This window comes from Embleya sp. L77, assembly GCF_055557415.1.
On record NZ_CM145709.1, the window covers coordinates 6,167,627 to 6,194,522 of the forward strand.

Consider the following 26,896-nt stretch of genomic DNA (forward strand, 5'->3'; position numbering starts at 1 on the left):
TGGTGGAGGACGTCGACAAGCTCCGGTCCTACCTGCGACGCGCCGTCGGCGATGCGCAGACCCTGCGCGAGCGGGTGCGCGAGCTGGAGGAGTCCGCGCGCGAGCCGATCGCGATCGTGGGCGCGGGGTGCCGCTTCCCGGGCGGGGCGACCTCCCCCGAACGGCTGTGGGACGTGGTCGCCGGCGGTGTGGACGCGATGGGCGACTTCCCCTCGGATCGCGGGTGGGACCTGGAGGCGCTGTACGACCCGGACCCCGAGGCGCACGGGAAGACCTATACGCGCTCGGGCGGATTCCTGTCCGACCTCGCGGAGTTCGACGCGCCGTTCTTCGGGATCAGCCCGCGCGAGGCCCTCGCGATGGACCCCCAGCAGCGGTTGATGCTGGAGACGTCGTGGGAGGCGCTGGAGAGGGCGGGTATCGACCCGGCCGGGTTGCGCGGCTCGGCGACCGGGGTGTTCACCGGGATCTACGCGGTCGACTACGGCCCGCGGATGGGCGGCGGGGCGGCCGCCGAGGTGGAGGGCTTCGCGATCGCGGGGACGTACACCAGCGTGGCCTCGGGCCGGGTGGCCTACGTGCTGGGCCTGGAGGGCCCGGCGGTGTCGGTGGACACCGCCTGCTCGTCGTCCCTGGTCGCCGTCCACCAGGCCGTGCGGTCCCTGCGCTCCGGGGAGTGCACGATGGCGCTGGCCGGCGGGGTTTCGGTGCTGCCGACCCCGGGGTTGTTCGTCGAGGTCGCCCGGCAGCGGGGCCTGTCGGCCGACGGGCGGTGCAAGTCGTTCGCGGAGGCGGCCGACGGCACCGGCTGGGGCGAGGGTGCGGGTGTGCTGGTGCTGGAGCGGTTGTCCGACGCGCGGCGCAACGGGCGGCGGATCCTGGCGGTGATCCGGGGCTCGGCGATCAACCAGGACGGCGCGTCCAACGGGCTGACCGCGCCGAACGGATCGGCGCAGCAGCGGGTCATCCGAGCAGCCCTGACCGACGCCGGGCTGTCCCTCGGCGACGTGGACGCGGTGGAGGCGCACGGGACCGGCACGAAGCTTGGCGACCCGATCGAGGCCGAGGCGCTGCTGGCCACCTACGGGCAGGACCGGGACCCCGACCGGCCGCTGTGGCTGGGCTCGCTGAAGTCGAACATCGGCCACACCCAGGCGGCGGCGGGCGTCGGCGGGATGATCAAGATGATCATGGCGATGCGCCACCGGGTGCTGCCCGGGACGCTGCACGTGGACCGCCCGACGACGCACGTGGACTGGTCGGCCGGAGCGGTGGAACTGCTGACCGAGGCCCGGGAGTGGGCCGGCGCACCGGGGCGGCCCCGGCGTGCGGGTGTGTCGTCCTTCGGGGTCAGCGGGACGAACGCGCATCTCATCCTCGAGGAGGCGCCGGAGACACCCGAGGCACCCGAGGCACCCGAAGGATCCGAGGCGCCCGAGGCGCCCGAGGCACTCCAGGCCCCCGAAGGATTTGCGGTACCCGAGGCGAAGGAGGCTGCGGCCGGTCCGGCCATGGGCGGTTCGTTGAGGCCCGTTCCGGCGGCGGGCGCCGCCGCCGGCAGCCGGGCGTCCGTCGCCGCCCCCGCGGCCGTGCCGTGGGTGTTGTCGGCGCGGTCCGAGCAGGCACTGCGGGCCCAGGCGCTGCGGCTGCGGGACCGCGTGGCCGCGGACCCGGACCTGCCGATCGCGGCGGTGGGCCCCTCGCTGGTGGCCACGCGCTCGTTGTTCGAGCACCGCCAGGTGGTGATCGGTGCGGACCGGGACGGACTGCTCGCCGGCCTGACCGCCGTGGCCGAAGGGGGCAGGCCCCCCGCCGGTGTGGTCTCCGGCGTGGCGAAGCCGGTGGGCAGGACGGTGTTCGTGTTCCCGGGCCAGGGCTGGCAATGGGTCGGGATGGGGCGCGAGTTGTGGGAATCGAGCCCGGTCTTCGCCGAGCAGATGCGTGCGTGCGCACAGGCGCTGGAGCCGTGGTTGTCCTGGTCGTTGATCGACACCGTGTGCGGGGGACCGGGAGCGGCGGATCTGGAACGCATCGACGTCGTCCAGCCGGTGCTGTTCGCGATGATGATGTCGCTGGCGCGGGTGTGGCGTTCGCTGGGGGTGACACCCGACGCGGTGATCGGCCACTCGCAGGGCGAGATCGCCGCGGCCTGCGCCGCGGGCGCCCTGACCCTGCCCGACGCGGCCAGAATCGTGGCCCTGCGCTCCCGACTGCTGGCCACGTCCACCGCGGACGGCGGCATGGCCGGGATCGTGGCACCCGAAGACCGGGTGCGGGAGCTGCTGGCGCCGTGGGAGTCCCGGGTCGCGATCGCCGCGGTCAACGGACCGTACTCGACGACCGTCTCGGGTGAGGCCCAGGCGGTCCGGGAGCTGATCGCGCACTGCGAATCCCGGCGCGTTCGCGCCCGTTGGATCCCGGCGAGCGTTCCCGGGCACTCGCCGCTGATGGACCGGTTCGAGGGCCCGCTCCGGGACCAACTCGGCCCGATCACAGCCGTGTCCGCACCGGTGGCGTTCTACTCGACCGTGACCGGCGGGCCGATCGACACCACAAAGCTGGACGCGGCCTACTGGTTCCGCAACCTGCGCGAACCGGTCCGGTTCGAAGCCGCGGTCAAGCGCCTCCTCGACCACGAGCACGGTGCGTTCATCGAGGTCAGCCCGCACCCGCTGCTCACGGTGAACATCCAGGAGATGCTCGACACCACCCCCGGCGCCGGCGGCGTCGTGGTGGGTTCGCTGCGCCGCGGCGACGGCGGGCCGGCGCGGTTGTACCGGTCGGCGGCCGAGGCGTTCGTGGCGGGCGTCGCGGTGTCGTGGCAGGCGGCGTTCCCGGCCCGGCCCGGCCGGTGGGTCGAGTTGCCCACGTACGCCTTCCAACGGCAGCGCTACTGGCTGAACACACCCGACGAGGCCGGCGCTCCCGGGGACGTCGGACGGCTCACCGAACGGAGCCTCGCCCACCACGACTCGCTGTTCCGGATCGACTGGGTCCCCCGGCCGGTCGCGTCCGGGGCGGCCGCGGGCCGGTACGCGGTACTGGGAACGCCCTCCGAGGCGGTCACCGCCTCCCTGGGACGAGACGAAGCGGTCTTCGCCGACCTCGCCGAACTCGCCGCCTCCGGGCGGGAGATCCCCCCTGTCGTCATCGCCGCCATCGACCGGGTGGGAGTCGAAGGCGGCGACCCGACCGCCACCGTCGCGCGGAACCTGCACCGGGTGTTGCGGTGGACGCAGGACTGGCTCGCCGACGACCGGTTCGCCGACTCGCGCCTGGTCGTCGTGACGCGGGAGGCGATCCACGACGACGGGGCTCCGCACACCGACCCTGCGGCAGCCGCGATCTGGGGATTCGTACGCACCGCGCAGACCGAGAATCCGGGCCGGTTCACGCTCGTGGACACGGACGGCCGGCCCGAGTCGTGGGCGGCCGTCCCGGCGGCGGCCGCAACCGGGGAACCCCAGCTCAAGATCCGAGCCGGCGTCGTGACCACCCCACAACTGGCCCACGTCCGCGACGCGTTCGCCGGTCACGGCTCCCCGGGCCGGGCGCAGGAGGGCCCCGGTCTCGGGTCCGGGACGGTGCTGATCACCGGCGGTACCGGCGGCCTGGGGGCGCTGCTGGCCCGGCACCTCGTGCGGCGGCACGGGGTGCGTCGGCTGGTACTGGCGGGCCGGCGAGGGCCGGCGGCTCCGGCGGCGGCGGGACTGCGGGAGGAGTTGACCGCGGCGGGGGCGCACGTCGAGATCGTCGCCTGCGACGTCACCAGCCGCGAGTCCGTCGCCGAGCTGATCGCCGCGGTGCCGGACGACTACCCGCCGACGGCGGTGATCCACTGCGCGGCCGTGCTGGACGACGGGGTCGTCGAGGCGCTCACCGAGGACCGGGTGGACTCGGTGCTGGCCCCGAAGGTGCACGGCGCCTGGCACCTGCACGAGGCGACCAGGCACCTGGACCTGTCCGCGTTCGTGCTGTTCTCCTCGATCGCGAGCGTGCTCGGGACCGCGGGGCAGGCCAACTACGCGGCGGCCAACGCGTTCCTCAACGGTCTGGCGGAAGCCCGTCGGGCCGAGGGGCTGCCCGCGAACTCGCTGTGCTGGGGTCTGTGGGCGGAACGCAGCGAGATGGGCGCCGACCTCGGCGAGGTGGACATCGTGCGCCTGCAACGCCAGGGCGTGCAGCCGATGTCCGCGCACGAGGGGCTCGCGCTCTTCGACGCGGCGATCGCGCGAAACGAGCCGGTGCTGGTGCCCGCGCGGCTGGATCTCGCGGCACCGGGCGCGCTGCACGCCGGTCGGGCGGGTTCGCCGCTCCTGCGCGGTCTGCTCGGGACGCCCGCCGGTCCCGGCGGCCCGGGCGGTCGGGAGGTCACCGACGCCGAAATCGCCACGCAGGTGCGGTCGTTGCCTCGGGCCGACGCGGAAGTGGTGCTGCTCGACGCCGTTCGGGAGCAGACCGCGATCGTGCTCGGTCACGTCGACACCGCCCGGGTCGGCCCCGCCGTGGCCTTCCGGGACCTGGGCATCGATTCGCTCACGGCGCTGGAGCTGCGGAACAAGCTGGCGGCGGTGACCGGCATGAAGCTGCCCGCCACGCTCGCGTTCGACTACCCGAGCCCGAGCGCCCTCGCGCAGTTCCTGAACGCCGGCATCAACCCCGACTCGGCTGCCGATCGGCAATCTCCGGCCGATCGCCTGACCAGGGAGATCGAAGGACTGGGCGCTCGGCTTGAGGACGCGTTCGGCGAACTCGCGGCCGAGGACAAGGCCACCATTTCCACTCTGCTCGGCGAGTTGCAGGGCCGAGTCCGTTCGATGGTGAGCGATGCGTCACCGGTCGGCATCGTCGACCGGATCAGTTCGGCATCAGCGGGCGAGCTTCTCTCGCTGCTGGACAAAGAGCTCGGCTAGGGGAGAGCGATGACCAACGACAACGACGCCGATGTTCTCGACTACCTCAAGCGGACATCGATCGAGCTGATCGAAACACGTCGGCGCCTGCAAGAGCTGACGGAGGCCGCTGCCGAGCCGATCGCGGTCGTGGGTGTCGCCTGCCGTTTCCCGGGCGGGGTGACGACCCCGGAGGCGTTGTGGGACCTGGTGCAGGCGGGCCGGGACGCGATGTCGGACTTCCCGGACGACCGCAACTGGGACCTGGAGGCCCTGTACGACCCGGATCCGGATCGGCCGGGCACCTGTTACACCCGCTCCGGCGGGTTCCTGCACGACGCGGGCGACTTCGACGCCGAGTTCTTCGGGATCAACCCGCGCGAGGCACTGGCCGCCGACCCGCAGCAGCGGCTGCTGCTGGAGACCTCGTGGGAGTCCCTGGAACGCGCCGGCATCGATCCGCACACCCTGCGCGGCAGCGACACCGGCGTCTTCGCCGGCCTGGCCTACTTCGGGTACGGGAACCACTACTTCACCCCCGAGATCATCTCGGGCTACGCGCAGACCGGTTCGCTGTTGAGCGTGGCGTCCGGTCGCGTGGCGTACGCGCTGGGCCTGGAGGGCCCGGCGGTGTCGACCGACACCGCGTGCTCGTCGTCGCTGGTGGCGGTGCACCAGGCGGTGCAGTCGCTGCGGCAGGGCGAATGCACACTGGCCCTGGCCGGGGGCGTCACCGTCGTGGCGACGACGCAGGTGTTCCGGGAGATGTCGCGGCAGCGGGGACTGGCGGTGGACGGCCGGTGCAAGGCGTTCGCCGACGCGGCGGACGGCACCGGCTTCGCCGAGGGTGCGGGTGTGCTGGTGCTGGAGCGGTTGTCCGACGCGCGGCGCAACGGGCGGCGGATCCTGGCGGTGATCCGGGGCTCGGCGATCAACCAGGACGGCGCGTCCAACGGGCTGACCGCGCCGAACGGTCCGGCCCAACAGCGGGTGATCCGGGCGGCGTTGGCGAACTCCCGGGTGCAGGCGAGCGATGTGGACGCGGTGGAGGCGCACGGGACCGGTACGACGCTGGGCGACCCGATCGAGGCGCAGGCGCTGTTGGCCACCTACGGGCAGGACCGGGATCCCGACCGGCCGCTGTGGCTGGGCTCGCTGAAGTCGAACATCGGCCACACCCAGGCGGCGGCGGGCGTCGGCGGGATGATCAAGATGATCATGGCGATGCGCCACCGGGTGCTGCCCGGGACGCTGCACGTGGACCGCCCGACGACGCACGTGGACTGGTCGGCCGGAGCGGTGGAACTGCTGACCGAGGCAAGAGCGTGGCCGAGCACCCCGGGACGGCCCCGGCGGGCGGGTGTGTCCGCCTTCGGAGCCAGCGGCACCAACGCGCACCTGATCCTGGAAGAGGCGCCCGAGGAACAGACGGCGTCCGAGGACACCGGTCGCGTTCCCGACGCCACCGACCAAGTACCCGGCGGCACCGCTGTGTTGGTGCCGTGGGTCGTGTCGGCGCGGTCGGAGCAGGCGCTGCGGGCGCAGGCGGAGAAGCTGCGCGATCTCGCCGCCGACGACGCGGGCCCGGATGTCGTCGACGTCGGCTGGTCGTTGGTGTCGAGCAGGTCCCGGTTCGAGCATCGCGCGGTGGTGCTCGGGCGCGACCGGGACGAGTTGGTGAGCGGCCTCGCGGCATTGGGCGAGGGCGGGCAGTCCGGCGGGGTCGTACGCGGCGTCGCCGGGGAACCCGGCGGCGTTGCCTACATGTTCCCCGGGCAGGGTACGCAGTGGGCCGGCACGGCACGGCAGCTGTACGACACCTTCCCCGTCTTCGCGCGCACCCTCGACGAGATCTGCGCACACTTCGACGCGCATCTGCCCTACGCCCTCGCGCCCCTGCTCCTCGCCGACGCGCCCGTCGAGGGCGGAGCCGGTCGGACCGACATCGCGCAGCCGGCGCTGTTCACGCTGGAGGTGGCCCGCTACCGGCTCCTGGCGACATTCTGCGGGCCGCCGGACCACCTGATCGGCCACTCCGTGGGCGAGATCGCCGCCGCCCACGTGTCCGGAGCCCTGGACCTGGCGGCCGCGACCAGGCTCGTGGCCGCTCGCGGACGCCTCATGCAGACGGTCGGTGAGCGCGGCGCCATGCTGGCGGTACGCACCTCGGAGACCGAACTGCACGCCCTGCTCGACCGGTTCGACCGGGTCGGCATCGCCGCCGTGAACGGGCCGGAATCGGTGGTGGTCTCGGGCATCCGCGACCAGGTGCACGAACTGCGGGAACTGCTCGTCGCGGGCGGCAGGTCGGCGAAACTGCTCGACGTCGACCACGCGTTCCACTCCCCGCTCATGGACCCGATCCTGGACGAGTTCGCCGAATCGATCGGCGAACTCCCCGCGGGCCGCCTGTCGATCCCGGTCGTGTCGACCGGACTGGGCCGCGAGGCCACCCTCGCGGAGTTGACGTCCGTCGCGCACTGGGTTAGGCACGTGCGCGAACCCGTTCGCTTCCACGACGCGGTGGAGTGCGCCCGCGAGGCCGGGGCGAACGTCTTCCTCGAAGTGGGGCCGGGAGCAACCCTCGCGAGCATCGCCAAGGAGGCGTTCGCCGCCGAGGGAGTGCACGACGCGGTGGTGCTGTCCTCGTCGCGGCGAGGCCGCGGAGCGGTCGAAGCGCTGATCGACGCGCTGGCCCGGGTGCACGTCCGGGGCGGCGCCGTGGACTGGGAAGCCCTGTTCGGGCCGCGGCGGCGGGTTGACCTGCCGACGTACGCGTTCCAACGGCAGCGGTACTGGCTGGACTTCCTGGCCGGGACGGAGTCGGCCGACGTGGCCTCCGCCGGCCTCTCGGCTCCGCAACACCCGTTGCTGGGCGCCGTCGTGGACCACCCCGGCACCGGCGAGGTGGTGTTCACCGACCTGTGGTCGCTGCGCACCCACGACTGGCTTGCCGATCACGCCGTGTTCGGCGCGGTGGTCGTACCGGCGACCGCCTACCTGGACTTGGCGCTGTGGGTGGGCGACTTCGTCGGCTGCGCCGCGATCGAGGAACTCTCCTTGGAGGTTCCCCTGGTTGTGCCCGACTCGGGCGACGTGCAGGTGCGGGTCGTCGTCGGTGCGGCCGACGAGACCGGACAGCGCGCCCTGGACGTGTACTCGCGTCCCGGCGCGGACGGCCCGGCGGCGGGCGGCTGGACCCGGCACGCGACGGGAAGCCTGTCGCCGGGCGCACCGCGGAGCGCGGCGAGCCCCGGCGACGCGCAGGCACTCGCCGTGTGGCCACCGATCGGGGCGCGGCAGCTCGACGTCGACGGCCTCTACGACTCCTTCGCGGACGGGGGCTTCGACTACGGCCCGACCTTCCGCGGGCTGCGTGAGGTGTGGCGGCACGGTGACGACCTGTTCGCGCTGGCCACGCTGCCGACGACCGCCGAGGGTTCGGCCGCCGGCGGGTTCGCACTGCATCCGGCGCTGCTGGACGCCGCACTGCACGCGGTGGTGGCCGGCGGTGTCGTCGAGGTGGACGGCGGCCGGGGCTGGATGCCCTTCTCGTGGTCCGCGGTGGACCTTCTCGGGCCGTGCGGCCCGACCGTGCGGGTCCGGATCTCCCCGGCCGGCGAGGGCGTCGTGTCGGTGGCGATCGCCGACGAGCACGGCCACGAGATCGCGCATGTCGGGGCGTTGACGTTCCGACCGGCGAGCGCCGAGCAGCTGCGCTCGGCGCGCGGCGGGCCCGAGCAATCGTTGTTCGAAGTGGAATGGCAACCGGTCCGCCAGGGCAGGCAGGGAACCCACCGCGGGCGATGGGGCGTGCTCGGTCCGCGGGACGGCCTGGCCGCCCGGCTCTCCCGAGTGGGCGACGAGAGCGTCGTGTTCCACGCGTCGATGGACGAGGTCCTCGCGGGGGAGGCACCCCGATACCTCGTCCTGTGCCCCGACGACTTCGTCGTCGCCGGCTCCGATCTGCTCACCGCGGTCCGCAGCGCCGACACGGGCGTGCTGGACCGGGTACAGCGGTTCCTCGCCGAGGAGTCGCCGGCCGGATCCACCCTGGTGGTGCTCACCCGCCTGGCCCTGGACACCGGCGGCGGGGAGAGCGTCGAGAGCCTCCCCGGCGCGTCCGTGTGGGGCCTGATCCGGTCCGCCCAGACGGAACACCCCGGCAGATTCCGGCTGGTGGACATCGACGACGAGGAAGCGTCCTGGGCGGTCCTGCCGGACGCGCTCGCCCTCGGTGAAGAGCAACTGGCCCTGCGCCGCGGCGCATACCTCGCCCCCCGGATCACCCCGACCCCGCCCGCGAACAACCACACCGAACCACCGGCGGCCGGCCCCCACCGGCTGGGCATCCCGACCAAGGGGACCCTGGAGAACCTGACCTGGGTGCCCTGCCCCGAGGTGGAAGAGCCCCTCACGAGCGGGCAGGTCCGCATCGCCGTGCACGCCGCGGGGCTCAACTTCCGCGACGTCACCATCGCCCTGGGGTTGGTGGACCGAACGGCCATCGACGCCGGCATCGGCAGCGAGGGCGCCGGAACCGTACTGGCCGTGGCGGACGACGTGACCGCGCTTTCGCCCGGCGATCGGGTGATGGGCATCTTCTCCGGCGCCTTCGGCCGCGTGGCCGTGGCGGACCACCGCCTGCTCATGCCCATCCCCGACGGGTGGAGCTACGCGGAAGCGGCGTCCGTGCCGGGTGCCTACCTCACCGCCTACTACGCGCTGTTCCACCTGAAGAAGCTCGAAAAGGGGCAACGGATCCTCATCCACGCCGCGGCCGGCGGCGTCGGAATGGCCGCCGTGCAACTGGCCAGGCATGCCGGCGCCGAGATCTACGGCACCGCGAGCCCGGCCAAGTGGCCCACCCTGCGCGGACTGGGACTGGACGACGAGCACCTGGCCTCGTCCCGCAACCTGGAGTTCGCCGAGAAGTTCCTGGACTCCTCGGGCGGTCGCGGCGTGGACGTCGTGCTGAACTCCCTCGCACACACCTTCGTGGACGCCTCGCTGACGCTGCTCCCCGAGGGCGGAAGCTTCATCGAGATGGGGAAGACGGACATCCGCGATCCCCGGCAGGTGGCGGCCGACCATCCCGGCGTCGACTACCGGGACTTCGACCTCTACGAGGCCGGCCCGGACCTGATCCACGAGATGTTCCGGGCCGTGATGGAGCTGTTCGCCGACGGGCGGGTGCGCCCGAACCCGATCTCGGTCCGGCACATCCGCGACGCGCGCCGGACGTTCCGCGAGATGAGCCAGGGCCGGCACATCGGCAAACTCGTCTTCGAGATGGGCGACGGCTTCGGCGGTGGGACCGTGCTGGTCACCGGCGGTACCGGGGGAGTGGGTTCGCTGGTGGCGCGGCACCTCGTCGCCGAACACGGAGTGCGCAGCCTGGTGTTGGCCGGCCGCCGGGGAATGGCGGCCGACGGGGCCGGCGAGCTGCTCGCGGACCTGGAACGGGCGGGCGCGGTCGTCCGCGTCGTGCAGTGCGATGTCGCGGACCGGGCCGCCGTGGCCGAGGTGCTCGCGGACATGCCCGCGCAGTACCCGCTGACCGCGGTCGTGCACGCGGCCGGTGAACTCGCCGACGGCACGGTCGAGTCGCTGACCACGGACAGCCTCGACCGCGCGCTGCGCGCCAAGGTCGGCGGCGCGGTCAACCTGCACGAGCTGACCAGGGAACACACCCTGACGGCGTTCATCCTCTTCTCCGCCCTCGCGGGCACACTCGGCACCGGAGGACAGGCCAACTACGCCGCGGCGAACGGGTTCCTGGACGGTCTGGCGGCGCAGCGCAGGGCCTCCGGCCTGGTCGGCACCTCGCTGTGCTGGGGCTGGTGGGAGCAACGCAGCGGGATGACAAAGGACTTGGACGCGATCGACCTCTCCCGGATCCGGCGGATGGGCCTCGCCGAGATGCCGACACCCCAGGCACTGGCCCTGTTCGACGCGGCGTGCGCGATCGACAAGCCGGTGCTGATCCCGGCGCGGCTGGACACTTCCGCACTACGGAACAGGACTCCCGACGAACTGCCGCTCCTGCTGCGCGGCCTCGTCGCCGGCGGTCGTCCACGCCAACCCAGCCGGAACAGGCCGAGCACGACCCGGGACGACGGACCCCTGGGCCTGCCCGCCCGGTTGCTCACCCTCGCGGAGGACGAGGCGGAGGCGGCCGTGCTGGACTGGGTCCGCGACCAGGTCGCCATCGTGCTCGGCCACCCGGCCGGCACCACCGTCGACGCCGACCAGGCGTTCACCCACCTCGGATTCGACTCGCTGACCTCGGTCGAACTGTGCAACCGCCTGGCTTCCTCGACCGGACTGCGGCTGCCGTCCACGCTGGTCTTCAGCTACCCGACGCCACGCGAACTGGGCCGACACGTCCGCGGCCTGCTGCGTCCGGCAGCGCAGCCGGGCTCCGCCGAGGACGCGCGGATCCGGGAAGTGCTGCACAACGTCCCGATCGAGCGATTGCGAAGCGCGGGCATCCTCGACCTGGTTCTGGCGTGCGCCGACCCGGCGGGCTCGGACGGCGACGGGCCGGGGCCGGACGCCGACGGTGAAATGCCGGACGCGAACGCGGGCGAACTGGCGGTGATGGACCTGGCGGCACTCGTCGACCTGGCTCTGGATGAGAGGGGCAAGTGACCATGAACAACCCCGCAGCCGGCACGACGGAGGGCGCGGACCGGGTCGAACGGGCGCTCCGCACGCTGTTGGAGGAGCGCGACCGCCTCCGGCAGGAGAACGACGCCCTGAAGGCCGGCCGCGTCGAGCCGATCGCCGTGGTGGCCATGGCGTGCCGCTACCCGGGCGGTGTGACCTCGCCCGAGGAGTTGTGGGACATGGTCCGCGGCGGCCGGGACGCGGTGGACGAGTTCCCGACGGACCGCGGATGGCGGGACGTGTACGACCCGGATCCGGACACGGTCGGCGGCTCGTACGTGCGGCACGCCGGATTCCTCACGGACGTGGCCGACTTCGACGCGGAATTCTTCGGCATCAGTCCGCGCGAGGCGTTGGCGATCGACCCGCAGCAGCGCCTGTTGCTGCAGACGTCGTGGGAGGTCTTCGAGCGGGCGGGCATCGTGCCCGCCGACGTGCGCGGGAGCGACGTCGGCGTCTTCACCGGGGTGAGCTCGTCCGAATACGGCTCGCGCTTCCTGGAGGGAGGCAGGAACGAGCTGGAGGGCTACCTGATGCACGGGAGCGCGCCGAGCGTCGCCTCCGGCCGGGTGGCCTACGAGCTGGGGTTGACCGGGGCGGCGGTGAGCGTGGACACGGCGTGCTCGTCGTCGCTGGTGGCCCTGCATCTGGCGATGCAGTCGCTGCGTTCGGGGGAGTGCTCGCTCGCGCTGGCCGGTGGGGTGTCGGTGATGTCGACGCCCGCGATCTTCGTGGAGTTCTCCCGGCAGCGCGGCCTGTCGGCCGACGGCCGGTGCAAGTCCTTCGCGGACGGAGCCGACGGGACCGGCTGGGCCGAGGGGGTGGGTGTGCTGCTGCTGGAGCGGTTGTCCGACGCCCGCCGCAACGGCCACCCGGTGCTGGCGCTCGTCCGCGGCAGCGCGGTGAACCAGGACGGGGCCAGCAACGGCTTGACTGCCCCCAACGGCCGCGCCCAAGAGAAGGTGATCCGGCAGGCGCTGGCGAACGCGGGGGTCACGGCCGCCGAGGTGGACGCGGTCGAAGCGCACGGCACCGGAACCGTACTCGGGGACCCCATCGAGGCGGGCGCCCTGCTGGCCACCTACGGGCAGGACCGGGTCGGGGACAGGCCCCTTCGGCTGGGGTCCATGAAGTCGAACATCGGCCACGCCCAGGCCGCCGCCGGCGTCGCCGGGGTGATCAAGATGGTGATGGCCATGCGGCACGGCTTCCTGCCGAAGACCCTGCACGTGGATACGCCCTCACGGCATGTGGACTGGTCCTCCGGCGCGGTCGAACTGCTGGTGGAGGGGCGGGAGTGGCCGCGGACGGACGGTCCACGGCGGGCCGGGGTGTCGTCGTTCGGCGTCAGCGGCACCAACGCGCACGTGATCCTGGAGGAGGAGCCGCCGCCGGTACGGACGGACGAGCGCGGTCCGGACTCGGGCGTCGTCGGCGGGCTGGTGCCGTGGGTGGTGTCGGGCCGAAGCGCGGCGGCCGTGCAGCGGCAGGCGACCAGGCTGCGCGATTTCGCCGCTGCCGAATCGGGCGCCGATGTCGCCGATGTCACCGATATGGCGGATGTCGGCTGGTCGTTGCTGTCGAGCCGGTCGCGATTCGAGCATCGTGCGGTGGTGTTGGGGCGCGATCGGCACGAATTGCTGAGCGGTTTGACGTCGTTGGGTGAGGGCGCGGAGTCCGCCCAGGTGGTGCGTGGTGTCGCCGGGAACCTCGGCGGTGTCGTCTTCATGTTCCCGGGACAGGGCTCGCAGTGGGTCGGCATGGGCCGGGAACTGTACGACGCCTTCCCGGCCTTCGCGCGGGCCCTCGACGAGTGCGCGGTCGCGTTGACCCCGTGGGTCGACTGGTCGCTGCTCGAAGTGGTGCGCGGCGCGCCTGGGGCGCCGACCCTGGACCGGGTGGATGTGGTGCAGCCGGCGCTGTTCTCGGTGATGGTGTCCATGGCCGCCCTGTGGCGGTCCTGGGGCGTGGAGCCGGCCGCGGTGGTGGGGCACAGCCAGGGCGAGATTGCCGCCGCCCACGTGAGCGGTGCACTGTCGCTGCGCGACGCCGCCAAGATCGTGGCGCTGCGCAGCCGGGCCCTGGTGGATTTGATCGGTCACGGCGGCATGGCCTCGGTCGTGGAGTCCGCCAACGTGGTGGCGGCACGCCTGGCCCCGTGGAACGACCGGGTGAGTGTCGCCGTCGTCAACGGACCCCGCTCGGTCGTGGTGTCCGGGGAGCCGGACGCACTGGACGAATTCGTCGAGAAGATGACCGCCGAAGGCGTTCAGGCCCGGCGAATCGCGGTGGACTACGCCTCGCATTCGCACCAGGTGACCAGGGTCCGCGAGCAGGTGATCGGATCGTTGTCCGACGTGCGCCCGCAAACGTCGACGCTGCCCTTCTACTCGACCCTGTACGGCGACAAGATCGACACCGCGGAACTGAATGCCGAATACTGGTACAACAATCTGCGCGAGAAAGTGTTGTTCGAATCCAGTGTCCGGCGGTTGCTCGGCGACGGCTTCCGCGGGTTCATCGAGATGAGCCCGCACCCCGTACTGACCGTCCCGGTGCAGGAGATGGTCGAGGACGTGCCCGACGCGACGGTCCTGGCGTCGTCGCGGCGGGATCGGGGCGAGGTGGAGGCCGTGGTCGGCTCGCTGGCCCGACTGTACGTCGGTGGCGGAGCCGTGGACTGGAGCGCCCTGTTCGGGGTGCGCCGGCGGGTGGATCTGCCGACGTACGCGTTCCGGCGGCAGCGGTTCTGGCTGAATTCCGCACCCACGGTGGTGGCGCCGGAGGGGCCCTCGACGGGGCTGCTCTCGGCGGACCCGCTCTCGACCGGGCTGCCCACGGGCGATGATCACGAAGTCCCGCTGGCGGAGCGGCTCGCCGCCCTCGCCGAGGCCGACGCGGAGGCGCTCGTGCTGGAGCACGTCCTGGAGCGGGTCGCCGTGGTGCTCGGACACCCCTCCGGTGAGACGGTGGACCCCGACCGGGAGTTCAAGGACATCGGCTTCGACTCGCTGCTGTCGGTGGAGCTGAGCAAGCGCCTGGCCGCGACGACCGGACTCAAGCTGAGGGCGAACCTGGTGCTGCGGCACCCGTCACCGAGGCTGATCGCCGGGCACATCATGTCCTCGATGGGCAGGCGCGATCCGCAGTGACCCGGCCGTGTTCCGGGCACTTCTTCGCCTCGTGGGAGCGTCCCGCCGGCGGGACACCGCACGTTCGACAGCCGCGCGGTCCGTTCCGGCACCCGTTGTCTTGACCGGCTGATCCACTTCCGTGAATGTGGAGTGATCTGCGAATTCCTCAGGTTTTCCGGCCTGATTGCTGAGGGGATGATCCCTGTGCGTTCGTTCGGTGCGTCGTCGGCGCATAAAGGATTGTGGCTGGCGCAGAAAATGTCCCCCGACATCCTGAACCATGCGCTGTCCATGTGGGATGTGGACGGTGAACTGGACGCGGCGGTCATGGAATCCGCATTCCGGCACGTGCTGGACGAGGCGGAGGTGCTGCGCGTCACCTTCGTCGACAACGGCAGCGGACTGCGCCTGGTACCCCGCGAACTGGGGGACTGGCGGCCGTTCTTCCTGGATCTCACCGCCGAGGCGGACCCCGAGCAGGCGGCGCGCGAGGCGCTGGCCGACATCGTGAAGCAGCCGTTCGACCTGGAGCGGGATCTGCTGTTCCGGATGGGGGTGGTCAAACTCGCGGCGACCCGCTCGCTCGTGGTGATCGCCTACCACCACCTCGTCTCGGACGGGTACGGCGCGGGCGGCCTGTTCTCGCGCCGCCTCGCCGAGGTGTACACGGCGCTGGCGCGTGGGGCGGAGGTACCGAAGCCGCCGCACCCGTGGGACGCCGAGTCGTTCGCAACCGAAGCCGCGCACTACCGCGACTCCCCCAAGTTCACCGAGGACACCGAGTTCTGGCGCGAGTACCTGGCGGATGCGCCCGCGCCCGCACAGGTGCCGCGCGTGGCCATGACCGACGAGATGCGGTCCGCGCTCTCCGAACCGATGGGCAGCGCCGACCGCTGGGGGCAACTGGCCGACGCCATCGGCATGGTGAGCCGAACGCTGACCGTTCCGCGCGCCGAGGCGGACGCGTGGACCGAGACCGCGAAGTCCATGGGCGTGTGGATGTCGTCGATGCTGACCGCGGCCGCCGCGGTTTTCTTCCGGCACCGCTGCGACCGCCCGGAGTTCCTGCTCTCGCTGGCCGTGGCCAATCGCGGCGGGACGGCGAGCAGGACGCCCGGACTGGCGGTGAACGTGGTGCCGGTGCGGATGAGGATTCCGCTCGCGGCGACCTTCGCCGAGATCGCCGACGCGGTGGTGGACGAGACGTACGAGATCTTCGGACAGACCACCTGCCACTACTCGGAGATCCAGCGCGCGAGCGGAACCGTCCTGAGCGGTCGCGGCAGTTTCGGCGCTGTGATCAACGTCGTCGAGTTCGCGGAGCAACTCCACTTCGCCGACAGCTCGGCGTGCCACCTCGGCGGAACGACCGGGGCCTTCGACGAACTGTCGATCGGCGTCTACACCGACGGCCGCCCCGACAGCGAGCTGTACGTGCGCCTCGACGCCCCGGCGGGCCTGTACTCCGGCGCGGAACTGCGTTTTATCGGCGAGGAGTTGATCGCCCACATCCGGGCCCTGCTGGCCGGTGATCCGGAACTGCCGGTCGGGGCACTGGACGTGGTGAGCGGCGCGGAGCGGGAGCGGGTGCTGAGGGCGCCGGGTGGTGGGGGTGCTGCTGCGACGGTGACGGGGGCGGGGGCGACGGGGCCGGCGGGTTCTGCGGGTGCGGCGGCGGAGGGGCCGGTGGCGACGGGTCTGGTGCCGACGAGTTCGGTGGCGGTGGGTTCGGAGGCGGTGGGTTCGGAGGCGGTGGGTTCGGAGGGGGCAGGTTCGGAGAGAGCGTTTTCGGCGGTGGGTTCGGGGGTGGCGGTTGCGGAACCGACGCTTCCGCAGTTGTTCGCCCGCCAGGTGGAGCGGGTGCCGGACGCCGTCGCGGTGGTCTCCGGGGACACGGCGCTCTCGTACCGGGACCTGGACGAGCGGTCGAGCCGCCTGGCCGAGGCGTTGCGACGTCGGCACGTCGGCCCCGAGGCGGTCGTGGCGGTGGCGATGCCTCGATCGGCGGACCTGATCGTCGCCCTGCTGGGGGTGGTGAAGGCGGGCGGAGCGTACCTGCCGATCGACCCCACGGTCCCGGCGGAACGGATCGGGTCGGTGCTGAACGATTCCTCGGTGCGCGTACTGCTCACCGACGCGGCGGCGACGGCCGAGGTGGTCTCCGCCGGTGCGGATGTCTTGGCGGTCGTCTTCGACGACCTCCGGGCGGAGACCGCCGATGGCGATGCCGATGGCGATGGCGACGGTGACGGTGACGGTGACTACGGCAACGGTGCCCGCGAGGATTCGGCGCCGCCGTATCCGGACAACCTGGTGGCCGTGATGTACGGTTCCGGATCCGCCGGTGCGGCCACCGGGGTCGCCGTCACGCACCGGAACATGCAGCGGTTCGTGATGGATCGCCGGTGGCGGGAAGGTGGCCACGGCACCGTGCTGTGGCATTCGCCGCACACCTGCGATGCGCTGCCCCTCGAAGTGTGGGTGCCGTTGCTCAACGGCGGCCGAGTGGTGGTGGCTCCGCCGGGGAATCCGGCCATCGACGCGCTCGCCGAGGTGCCGGCGGCGAACCTGATCTCAGCGGTATGGCTGCCCGCGGGCCGGTTCGCCACGATCGCGGCCGAACGCCCCGAGTGCCTGGCCGGGTTGCGCGAGGTGTGGACCGGTGGTGAGCGCGTGCCCGCGGCTGCGGTGCGACGGGTGCGGGAGGCCTGCCCCGAGCTGACGATCGTCAACGGGCACGGTCCGACGGAGACGACCGTGCTCGCCGCATGCCGGCGCCTGGCCGCGGACGAGCAGGTGCAGCACCCGGCCGCGATCGGCCGCCCGATGGACGACACCGCCCTGTACGTGCTGGGGCCGGGGCTGGCGCCGGTCCCCATCGGCGTGACGGGAGAGCTGTACGTGGCCGGACCGGGCGTGGCGCGTGGCTACCCCGGGCGACCCGGGCGGACCGCGGAGCGGTTCGTACCCTGCCCGTACGGTCCGGCCGGCTGGCTCATGTACCGGACCGGGGACCGGGCGCGGTGGGGTGCCGACGGCCGGGTCGAGTACGTGGGCCGGGCCGACGCCCAGGCGGAGGTACACGGTGTCCGGGTCGAGCCGGCCGAGGCCGAAGAGGTGCTGTCCGAGCATCCCGGTCTCGCGCAGTCGGTGGTGGCCGTCAGGAGGGACGCCTCCGGCCAGCAGCGGCTGGTGGCCTACGTGGTCCCGGTGGGCGGCGGCGCCGACCTCTCGGGAGAGGAACTGCGTCGATTCGCCGCGGGTCGGCTGCCGGAGTTCCTGGTGCCGTCGGTGTTTGTGGTGCTGGAGCGCCTGCCGGTGACGCCGGGCGGGAGGGTGGACCGGGCATCGCTGCCGGAACCCGAGTTCGACGACGGGTCGTACCGGGCACCGCGCAACCGCACCGAGCGGGTGCTGGCCGAGGCGTTCGCCGACGTACTGGAACTGGACCGGGTGGTGGGCATCGACGAGGACTTCTTCGACCTCGGCGGGAACTCGCTGCGGGCGATCAGGCTGGTCGGCCTGATCCGGGCGGAGCTGAACTTCGAGGTGTCCATCCGCAAGTTGTTCGCGGCGCGCACCATCACCGGCCTGTCGGACATGTGGGGAGACCTCAGCAGGTCGAGCCGGCCGGCGCTGCGCCGGAGGACGAGGGACGGGGAAGTCGTCTGAGTGGCGTGGCAGCCCCGGCGGCCCCGGTGACCTGCTCGGTTGCCCGTGCGCGCCGGGCCGGACGGACGGTGATGGCGCCACTCGGGTCACGCTGACTTGAAGTGGCGCCCTTGATGCGCCATGATGGCGTCATGGATGTGAGCCCGTTCGTGGATAGGCTCGGGCGCGAATTCGCCGCGCTCGCTCGGACCGACCGTGTGGATGACGCTGCGACGCGGACGCCGATGCCGACGCCGATGCCGACAGTGCGACTGGAGTCGGTGATCCGGCGCACGTTGTGCGACGCGCTGGCAGCCGCTGCGGACGAGATCAACCGCGACCTCGCTGCCGGCTCCGTCGAATTTCGCCTGCGTGAGGGCGAGCCGCTCTTCGTCGTGACGCCACCGCCGCCCGAGGGGGCGCCGGAGGGCGCACCGGGCAGCGGTACGCCGGACGCCGAGGAAGGCGCCGCAGCATGTCTGGACGTGCGCGTTTCCAGGCACCTGAAGGCGTCCATCGAGCAAGCCGCCGGCCACGAAGGGCGTTCGGTGGACGCGTGGTTGGAGCAGGTGCTCGCCGCTGCGGTGCGGCCCGAGCGTGCCCCGGACACCGCCGATCGGCGCGGCAGGCGAGACCGGCAGCGCTACACCGCCTGGGTACGCTGAACCGACCAGATTGCCATTTTGCTCGTCCCACCGTGGGGGGACGCCCGTCGGAAACAATGAGAAGGGCCGGCCATGCCTGTTTTCGAGACTCCCGAACCGATCTCCGTCACGCTCGACATCTATGTCGGCGAGGTGCAGATCACGGCCGGAGACCGGTCCGACACCGTCGTCGAGGTACGGCCGAGCGATGAGACCGACGCGTCGGACGTGAAGGCCGCCGAGCAGACGAGCGTCGAATACGCCGACGGCGTCCTGGTGGTCAAGGCCCCGAGGCCCTTGATGATGGACTTCTCCCGGAAGGTCCGTCGTTCGGTGGACGTGTCGATCGCGCTGCCCACCGGCTCGCACGTGCGGGGCGAAGCGGCAATGGGAGAACTGCACTGCTCCGGCCATCTGGGGGACTGCACGTTCAAGACATCGACCGCGAACGTCAAACTCGACCACGTCGGTTCGCTGCGCCTGCACACGGCGGGCCACATCACCGTGGGCCGGGTCGACGGCGACGCCGAAATCCGCACCTCCATCGGGCGGATCCGGATCGGAGAGATCGACGGTTCGGCCAAGGTCAAGAACTCCAACGGCAACACCGAAATCGGCAAGGTGGCCGGCGACGTCCATGTCCGCGCCGCCAACGGCGACATCACCGTCGATCACGCCCTGGGCCTCGACACCGACGCCAAAACCTCCAACGGCAGCATCCGCATCGGCGAAGTGACCCGCGGCGTGGTCGCACTCAGGACCGCATGCGGCGACCTGGAAGTCGGCATCGGCGCGAACCACCCGGCGAAACTGGACCTGACCACCGGATTCGGGCGCGTGAACAACGCGCTGGAGCCTCTCGCGAAGTCGTTCGGGGAATCCGTCGAGGACTCGGTCGAGGTGCGGGCGCAGTCCTCCTACGGAGACATCACGATTCACCGCGCTTGACGAACAGCGGTCGGGGCGGCGGGTGTTGCCGGGTCGGGCCGTCGCGTGTCGCGGGGGCCGTCGGTGATGGCCCGGAGGGTTGGTGGGGTGTTGCCGAGGGTTCGACGGGATGCGGACCGCATTCGCATCCCGTCGGTACCTCCTCGACCGATCCCGACACGGGCCGCGGTCGAGCGGGGGTGAGGGCGGGGCGGGGGCGAGATTTCGCGACGGCTGGTGCCCGTAGTACACCCACCGCGCCCGCTACACCCACCACGCCCGCCACACCCGATGCGCCCGATGCGCCTGCGCCTATTGCACCCAGCCGTTGAACTGCTGCTTGCCGCGATGGGCTCGTCGGCCACTGGCCAGTGCCGCGGCGGAGGCTCGGACCATCCACGTGTTGACCGAGATGCCCTGCCTGGACGCCGCCTTCTCGATCTCCTCCTTCATCTCCTCCGGAGGCCGAAAATTGATCCGGGCCGTGGCGCCGCTCCTGGTGCTGCCGGGCGCTCCGGCGAACCATTCGCTCGCCGCGTCACCGGTCTCGTCCGCGGCGTCCTCGGGCGCACCGGCGTCGGTCGGCGGCGGAGTCACCACAAAACTGGGTTCCATCCCCCGCAGGCGCAGGTCCACCGAGCCCGGTGCCAGGTCCCGGGTGATCTCTTCCGCCGCGGCCGACAGGGCCTTGAGCAACGTGAGCCGGACGGCCGACTCCAGCGGGGCGAGGAGTCGCTCGGCAATCGCGCGGGTCTCGGTATCTCCTGCTGCAGAGGCCGTCACCAGCTCGTCGCGCAGCGCCTCGACGTACTCCCGTAGTTCCATGGAATAATCATGGCACACTGATTGCGCCGCGTGGCGCCTGCCCGACCCGGCGATTACCCGAGACCCCTTTGTCCGGGTAACGTCCGGCGTTTTACCGAGCCGATGCCGCCTATTCGCATTTCAGCGGGCCGCCGGGTGGCCGGTGAATTCGGCTTTCCTGCCGCCACCGGAACGCCATGGTGCCAGAATGACGCCAAGAGTGCGGAACCCCCTCCGGATTCGCCGACCTCGAAGTCCGAGCTGACGCTTGCGGGCAGCCGGACCACCTCCGGACCGCCACGGCCCGCACCAGGGGGTGCGGGCCGGCGCTTTGGTGACGCGGTAGGGGCGGGGCGGGCGTTTTCGCGGCTGCCTCAGCGTCGAGGCGAAGGCGTGGCGCAATACTCGGCATTCAGGATGGGAAGCAGGTTCTCCGCCCCCCAGCTGCTGTTGAAGTTGAACGCGAGTTGGTGGCGGCCGTCGTCGGTGGTGACGACCAGGGAGAGCCACCCCACCATGCCTCCGTCGTGGTACCACACGGTGGCGCCGCAACTCGTGGTGAACCGCTCGATGCCGAGCCCGTAGGACGAGCCCGGGAAATCGGGGTTGTCGACGGTCGCCTTCATCGCCGCCAGCTGCTGCGGCGGCAGCAGTCTCCCGCGCATCAGGGCCCCGTAGAACCGATTCAGGTCATCCGCGCTGGAGATGATGTCGCTGTTGCCCCAGCCCTGGGACCCGTTCGCCGCGGTGACGTCGTCGATCCGGTCCGGCTGCGACGCGAAGAGCTTGGCGTAGCCGCGGCTGCTCGGCCGAGGCAGGCGGATGCCGTTGCCGGGGAAGGACGTCGCCTTGAGCCCCAGCGGCTTGATGATGCGGTCGCGCACCTCGTCCTCGTACCGCCTGCCGCCGGTCTTCTCGACGATCAACGCGGCCAGGAGGTCGTTGGTGTAGGAGAACGCGTGCCTGGCGCCGGGCTTGAACAGCGGCTCGTGCGAGAGGGCCACCTTCAGCCGTTTCCCGGGCGTCAGGGTGTCGTACCGGTGCCGGAGGTAGCCGTCTCCCGAGAAGTACGTCTCGCCGTACTCCTTGTCGGCGACGTAGTCGAACAGCCCGCTGGTGTGGTTGAGAAGCTGCCGCACGGTGATCGCGCGGCCGTCGTTGCCGTTGCCCGCGACCACGCCGGGCAGCCGGCGCTCCACGGTGTCGTCGAGACCGAGCCTTCCCTCCGCCTCCATTTGAAGAAGGACGGTGGCCACGAACGTATTGGTGATGCTGCCGACCCGGAACCGGTCGTTCGTGCCACGCGGCGCACCCGTCCGCAGATCGCCCACGCCCGACGTCGACTTCCAGACCCCATCGGCATCGCGCGCCTGGGCGGTGATGCCGGGAACACCACCCTGCACGGCCGCATCCATCGCGAGCTGCGTCGCCCGGTGACCGCCCGCCCCGGCAGCCGCGTCGCCCGACGCCTGGGCCGGCCCCGCCAACGCGGTGGCCGCCATCGCGACCGCCGCCAAAACGACAACCCCGGCTCTCGATCTCTTCCGTATCGTCATTCCCCGCTCCTGAGAGTCGTCGGTACGCGGCCGCATCGCCGCACTCGTGCGCTCCGTCGGCGGCAGCGTAGGTCACCCGTGTCGCGTACGGGGCGTTTGCGCGGCAAGACCAAGACCACGACGAAGCCGCCGACGAGCACGCCCATCTCCCAGCGAGCCCACCCCGTCGCGCACCACCCCCTCGCGCACCCACCCACCGACCGCGCCCCTTTCGAGAACGCCCGCAAGGCGATGGGACGGCGAGTACTCGTCGGGCAGTTGCCACGGCGCAGGTCGAGCAAGAGCCGAGGAGTGAGGCGCGCGGCATGCGCCGTGCGACGTGTCCGCAGCGTGCGGTGTGCGGTTTGCGGTGTGGCGTGCGTGCGCCGTACCCGGTAGGCCGTGCACAGTGCGTCGGCGCGCCATGCCCGTGTCTCGCCGCCGGGACAACTCCCCGACACCCCTCCGCGGCCTGCCCGAACGGCACCAACATGGGTCCACAGCCCGTTGCAGTGCGCATCCGGACACCCCGGGAGATCCGCAGGGTCATCGGGCGCCCGTTGGCATACTGGAGGGATGGACCCTCGTGTGCGGTACGCGGATGTCCGGCCGTATACGGTGCCGGACACCTTCGCGCAGTTGGCCGGCCCGGCCGAGGGTGTCGTCGTGTTGCCTACATCCTTGGATTGGACCCCGAAGCAGTCGTACGATCTGGCGGACGACGCCGACGTGCGTCTGCTGTACGAGACGGTGCTGCGTGAGGCGACGCATGCCGAGGAACTCGGTCGTCACGTGAACGGGGACCTGCTGGCGCGGGTGTGGCCGCGGCTGTGGTTGCCGCGTCGCCTGCGGGTGATGTGGGAGTCGAGGTTCCCGGACCTGGCGCCCGTCGCCGCATAGCATTCCGGCCATGGATCCGCTGCACGCCAGGCTCGCCCGCGTCGGCCTCGCCGCCGCAGCCTCCTACGGCTTCGCCCTGGCGGGCGGCTACGCGCTCCAGGCCCACGGCTTCCTCGAACGCATCTCGGACGACGTAGACCTGTTCACCGACATCACCGACCCCACGGCGTTCGCCGAAGCAGTCGACCGCGTGGCCGCGGCCTACCGGGCCGACGGCTTCACGGTCGACGTCGAACCCCTCGGGGAAGTCTTCGCCCGCTTCGCGGTGATCGACGAGACGGGACGCGAGGCCAAGGTGGAAATGGGCTGCGACTGGCGATCCCACCCGCCGGTACGACTCGACATCGGCCCCGTCCTGCACCCCGACGACGCGGTCGCCAACAAGGTCACCACACTGTTCGGCCGAGCCGCCCCACGCGACTACCTGGACGTCGACGCGGCCCTCAACTCCGGCCGCTACACCCCGAATCGCCTGCTCGAACTCGCCGAAGAACACGACCCCGGCTTCGACCGCGGCTACTTCGCCCTGGCCCTCCAAGCCGTGGACCGCTGGCCGGACGGCGAATACGCGGTGTACAGGGTGAACGAGAAACAGATCTCCCACATGCGCGGGCGACTGAAGAAGTGGGCCGCCCGCATCACTGACGCGTGACCTGATGGGTGTCGGCGCGCGAGTAGGACGGACATCTCCGTTCGATCACCTCACTTCCACCCCAGCGCGAGATCGATGCGAGAAGCGGCTGCGGCAACTGCCCGGGTGGACTTGATGGTTCGTCGGGCCGGGTCGTGAGGGGTCGGGGGGTCGGGCGCGTACGTAGGAGGTGCCCGCGATGGCGGTGGCGGGGCGGCCGTCGTCGGGGCGGGCCGGTACGAGGCGGGTCGCGATCCACGATCCTTCTCGTGGCCGGTGGCCGGTGGCCGGTGGCCGGTGGCGTGGGCGGATGGGTCGGTGGGTGGCGAATGTGGGATCTTCGGTGTGGTTCCGCGAGGGCGGGCCTGACTCGATCGCCGTCCGGGGGAGTTGTCTGTGGCTGTGCGGGTTCTGGGTGGCCGCTACGAGTTGGTCGCGTTCGTCGGCCGGGGCGGTATGGGGGAGGTGTGGGAGGGCCGGGACCGGGTGATCGAGAGACGGGTGGCGGTCAAACTGCTGCCGCACGACCGACGCGACGCTTCCGGCGCGGAGTTGTTCTTCCGGGAGGCCAAGACCGCCGGCGGGCTCAACCACGCGGGTGTGGTGACCGTGTTCGACCTGGGTCGGGATCCCGACGACGGCACCCTGTACCTGGTGATGGAGTTCCTGACCGGTCGGGATCTGGACAGCGTGCTGCGCGAGGACGGTCCGCCCGATGTCGCCACGGCGGTGGACTGGGCGGCGCAGACCACCGCCGCGCTCGAAGTCGCGCACACGGCCGGGATCGTGCACCGGGATCTGAAGCCGGCGAACCTGATGCTCGGCCCGGACGGACGGATCAAGATCCTCGACTTCGGCATCGCCCGGTACATGGCCTCGACGAACAGGTCGAGCAAGGTCGTCGGCACGTTGGCCTACATGCCGCCGGAGCGGTTCGGCGAACTGCCCGGGGACGCCCGCTCGGACCTGTACTCCCTGGGATGTGTCCTGCACGAACTCCTCACCGGACAGACCCCCTTCCGAGCAGACGACATGGTCGCGATGATGGCCGCCCACCTGCACGCGACCCCCCGACCGCCGGGCGACATGCGCCCGAGAGTTCCCGCCGCGCTGGACGATCTGGTCCTGGCCCTGCTCGCCAAGGACCCCGACCGTCGGCCCGCGTCCGCTGCCGAGGTCCATCGCCGGCTCCGCGAACTCCCCATCGCCACCGCATCGACTTCCGGAGCCGATGCCCTTGCGCCGGACGCGGAGACGGAGATGGTCGTCTGCACGGCGTCGGGGCCCGCCGAGGCCCCGCCGGCAGGGACCACCGTCCCCCGCGTCCCCACCCCGCACCAGGAGCCCACCGCCACAGCCCGCGCGCCGGAGACCGCGTCGGAGCCGGGGCCGGAGCCGGAGCCGGGGCCGGGCACTGCGGTACCGCCTCGGCGCCTCACCCGCCGCACCGCGTTGTGGCTCGGTGTCGGCGCCGCCGCTGCGATCGGCACCGGGACCGCGGCCGCCCTCACCCTGCCCGACCACGACACCCCCGCCCCCGACCCGCGGATCCGATGGCGACACGACACCGACAGCCCGTTGTCCGCGTCCCCGGCGGTGGTCGGCGGGACGGTGTTCATCGGCAGCCGCGACCAGAACCTGTACGCGTTGGACGCGGCCACCGGGAACAGGAGATGGACATTCCTCGGTGGCCATCCCGCAGGCGCGTTGCCGGCGGCGGCCGACGGGATGGTCTACGTCCGCGTCGGCCGCCACGACGTCTACGCCCTGGAAGCGGGTGCGGGGGGAAGGAAATGGGGCTTCACCGCCGACCGCGATATCAGCTCGTCGGCGACGGCGGTGGCCGACGGCGTGGTCTACATCGCCGGCCACGGAGTCCTGTACGCCATCGACTCGGCCACCGGCACCCGGAACTGGGCCGCCCCCACCATCGACGCATCGCCCAACGGAGCGCCGGCGATCGCCGACGGTGTGGTGTACGTGGGCGTCGGCGGCCAACAGGTGTACGCGTTGGACGCGGCGACCGGCGCCGGCAGGTGGAACGTCCGCCTTCCCGACGCGATCGCCTGGACCAGGGCCGCCGATAGGACGGTGTACATCGGTTGCGTCGACAGCGTGTACGCCCTGGATGCGGCAACAGGCGCGCGAAAATGGGCCTTCGCAACGCGGGGGCGCGTCGATCAGTCGGGGGCGGTGGTGGCAGCCGGGCGGGTCTACGTCGGCAGCCGCGACTTGCACGCGTACGCCCTCGACGCGGCGACCGGGACCAAGACGTGGACGTTCGACGCCAAAGGCATGGTCGCCACACCCGCAATCGCCGACGGGGTGGTGTACGTGGGCGGCGGCCGCAACGCCTACGCCCTGGACTCGGCGACCGGCGCAATGCGTTGGGTCTTCCACGCCGACGCCCCGGTCGGATCCCCGGCGGTGGCCGGCGACCTGGTGTACGTCAGCGCGGGCGAAAACGTATACGCCTTGGACACCACCACCGGCAAGAGCCCGTCGTAGCCTCCTCATTCCACCTCAATGAAGCGGGCGCCCCGGTCGGTCGTCCAAGGCCGACCGACCGGGGGAGCAAAAAGCGGGCGATGCCGACCCCGCCGGGGCACAGCGCGAGACGCTGGAGAAACTCGCCCGCGCGTCCGTCCCGGTGAGCACGGCCACCACGACACCCGAGGCGCGTGGCCCCCGGAACGGTCGCGGGGCGGAATCGCCCTCGGGGATGGAACCGGCCCATTCAACGCGACTGTTCGGACTGCCCGGCGAGCACCCCGGCGTCAGCGGACGCACCATGCTCTCTCTCCTTTCTCATTCGACGCGACTCCGCACACGGCTTCAACCAACCCATCCGTACCTCATTACCTCCGCACCTCCGCACCTCCGCACCTCGGCGCCTCCGTCCTCTTCGTCCGCCAAGCCGAGGCGGACGCCACTGCCAACCTCGCCCATCTCTTGGGCCTCGACCGGCGACTTGCCGCCGGATATCGCCGACTCGCGGCCCGTCAGGCGACGCGCAATCAACTGACAACTGAGCAAGGCCGTCAACGACCGCTTCTGGTGCCGTGATACCGGATCCACGGCAGACCTGCGCGGCCAGATCACTTCG

Annotated in this window: 10 protein-coding genes and 1 pseudogene; 9 read left to right on the forward strand and 2 right to left on the reverse strand. The window is 71.7% G+C overall.

Going from position 1 to position 26,896, the window contains the following annotated elements; genetic code table 11:
• Positions 1-8: 8 nt before the first annotated feature.
• From ACZOOI_RS26205 to ACZOOI_RS26230, 6 genes and pseudogenes are all read left to right on the forward strand, one after another.
• A pseudogene (locus ACZOOI_RS26205) lies at positions 9-4,913 on the forward strand (type I polyketide synthase); the annotation flags it as partial.
• A gap of 9 nt (positions 4,914-4,922) precedes the next feature.
• Positions 4,923-11,546, forward strand: a complete 6,624-nt coding sequence (locus tag ACZOOI_RS26210) for an SDR family NAD(P)-dependent oxidoreductase (protein ID WP_465278144.1) — start codon at positions 4,923-4,925, stop codon at positions 11,544-11,546.
• Positions 11,547-11,548: 2 nt separating this feature from the next.
• Positions 11,549-14,716 carry a type I polyketide synthase gene (locus ACZOOI_RS26215; protein WP_465278145.1) on the forward strand — a complete coding sequence of 1,056 codons (3,168 nt, stop codon included), beginning with the start codon at positions 11,549-11,551 and terminating at the stop codon, positions 14,714-14,716.
• Between the two features lie 177 nt (positions 14,717-14,893).
• A complete protein-coding gene (locus tag ACZOOI_RS26220) occupies positions 14,894-18,370 on the forward strand; it encodes a non-ribosomal peptide synthetase (protein ID WP_465278146.1) in 3,477 nt (1,158 codons plus the stop codon).
• 101 nt (positions 18,371-18,471) lie between these two features.
• Positions 18,472-19,014, forward strand: coding sequence for a hypothetical protein (locus ACZOOI_RS26225; RefSeq protein ID WP_465278147.1), 543 nt, complete (start codon positions 18,472-18,474; stop codon positions 19,012-19,014).
• Positions 19,015-19,086: 72 nt separating this feature from the next.
• Entirely contained in the window at positions 19,087-19,941 is an 855-nt protein-coding gene (locus ACZOOI_RS26230; RefSeq protein ID WP_465278148.1) for a DUF4097 family beta strand repeat-containing protein, read from the forward strand.
• 291 nt (positions 19,942-20,232) lie between these two features.
• On the opposite strand, the gene ACZOOI_RS26235 is transcribed toward ACZOOI_RS26230, so the two are convergent.
• Both ACZOOI_RS26235 and ACZOOI_RS26240 read right to left on the reverse strand, forming a co-directional pair.
• Positions 20,233-20,745, reverse strand: a complete 513-nt coding sequence (locus ACZOOI_RS26235) for a hypothetical protein (protein WP_465278149.1) — start codon at positions 20,743-20,745, stop codon at positions 20,233-20,235.
• A gap of 353 nt (positions 20,746-21,098) precedes the next feature.
• Entirely contained in the window at positions 21,099-22,280 is a 1,182-nt protein-coding gene (locus ACZOOI_RS26240) for a serine hydrolase domain-containing protein (RefSeq protein WP_465278150.1), read from the reverse strand.
• Between the two features lie 555 nt (positions 22,281-22,835).
• On the opposite strand from ACZOOI_RS26240, the gene ACZOOI_RS26245 reads away from it, so the two are divergent.
• From ACZOOI_RS26245 to ACZOOI_RS26255, 3 genes are all read left to right on the forward strand, one after another.
• Entirely contained in the window at positions 22,836-23,159 is a 324-nt protein-coding gene (locus ACZOOI_RS26245; protein WP_465278151.1) for a hypothetical protein, read from the forward strand.
• Positions 23,160-23,169: 10 nt separating this feature from the next.
• Entirely contained in the window at positions 23,170-23,811 is a 642-nt protein-coding gene (locus ACZOOI_RS26250) for a nucleotidyl transferase AbiEii/AbiGii toxin family protein (protein WP_465278152.1), read from the forward strand.
• Between the two features lie 375 nt (positions 23,812-24,186).
• Entirely contained in the window at positions 24,187-26,298 is a 2,112-nt protein-coding gene (locus ACZOOI_RS26255; RefSeq protein WP_465278153.1) for a serine/threonine-protein kinase, read from the forward strand.
• The last annotated feature ends 598 nt before the right edge of the window (positions 26,299-26,896 follow it).

What these genes read in the sequence shown, in the direction of transcription:
- ACZOOI_RS26210 (WP_465278144.1), top strand. Translation starts at nt 4,923, where the DNA reads ATGACCAACGACAACGACGCCGATGTTCTCGACTACCTCAAGCGGACA.
- ACZOOI_RS26215 (WP_465278145.1), top strand. Translation starts at nt 11,549, where the DNA reads ATGAACAACCCCGCAGCCGGCACGACGGAGGGCGCGGACCGGGTCGAA.
- ACZOOI_RS26220 (WP_465278146.1), top strand. Translation starts at nt 14,894, where the DNA reads ATGATCCCTGTGCGTTCGTTCGGTGCGTCGTCGGCGCATAAAGGATTG.
- ACZOOI_RS26230 (WP_465278148.1), top strand. Translation starts at nt 19,087, where the DNA reads ATGCCTGTTTTCGAGACTCCCGAACCGATCTCCGTCACGCTCGACATC.
- ACZOOI_RS26235 (WP_465278149.1), bottom strand. Translation starts at nt 20,745, where the DNA reads ATGGAACTACGGGAGTACGTCGAGGCGCTGCGCGACGAGCTGGTGACG.
- ACZOOI_RS26240 (WP_465278150.1), bottom strand. Translation starts at nt 22,280, where the DNA reads ATGACGATACGGAAGAGATCGAGAGCCGGGGTTGTCGTTTTGGCGGCG.
- ACZOOI_RS26245 (WP_465278151.1), top strand. Translation starts at nt 22,836, where the DNA reads ATGGACCCTCGTGTGCGGTACGCGGATGTCCGGCCGTATACGGTGCCG.
- ACZOOI_RS26250 (WP_465278152.1), top strand. Translation starts at nt 23,170, where the DNA reads ATGGATCCGCTGCACGCCAGGCTCGCCCGCGTCGGCCTCGCCGCCGCA.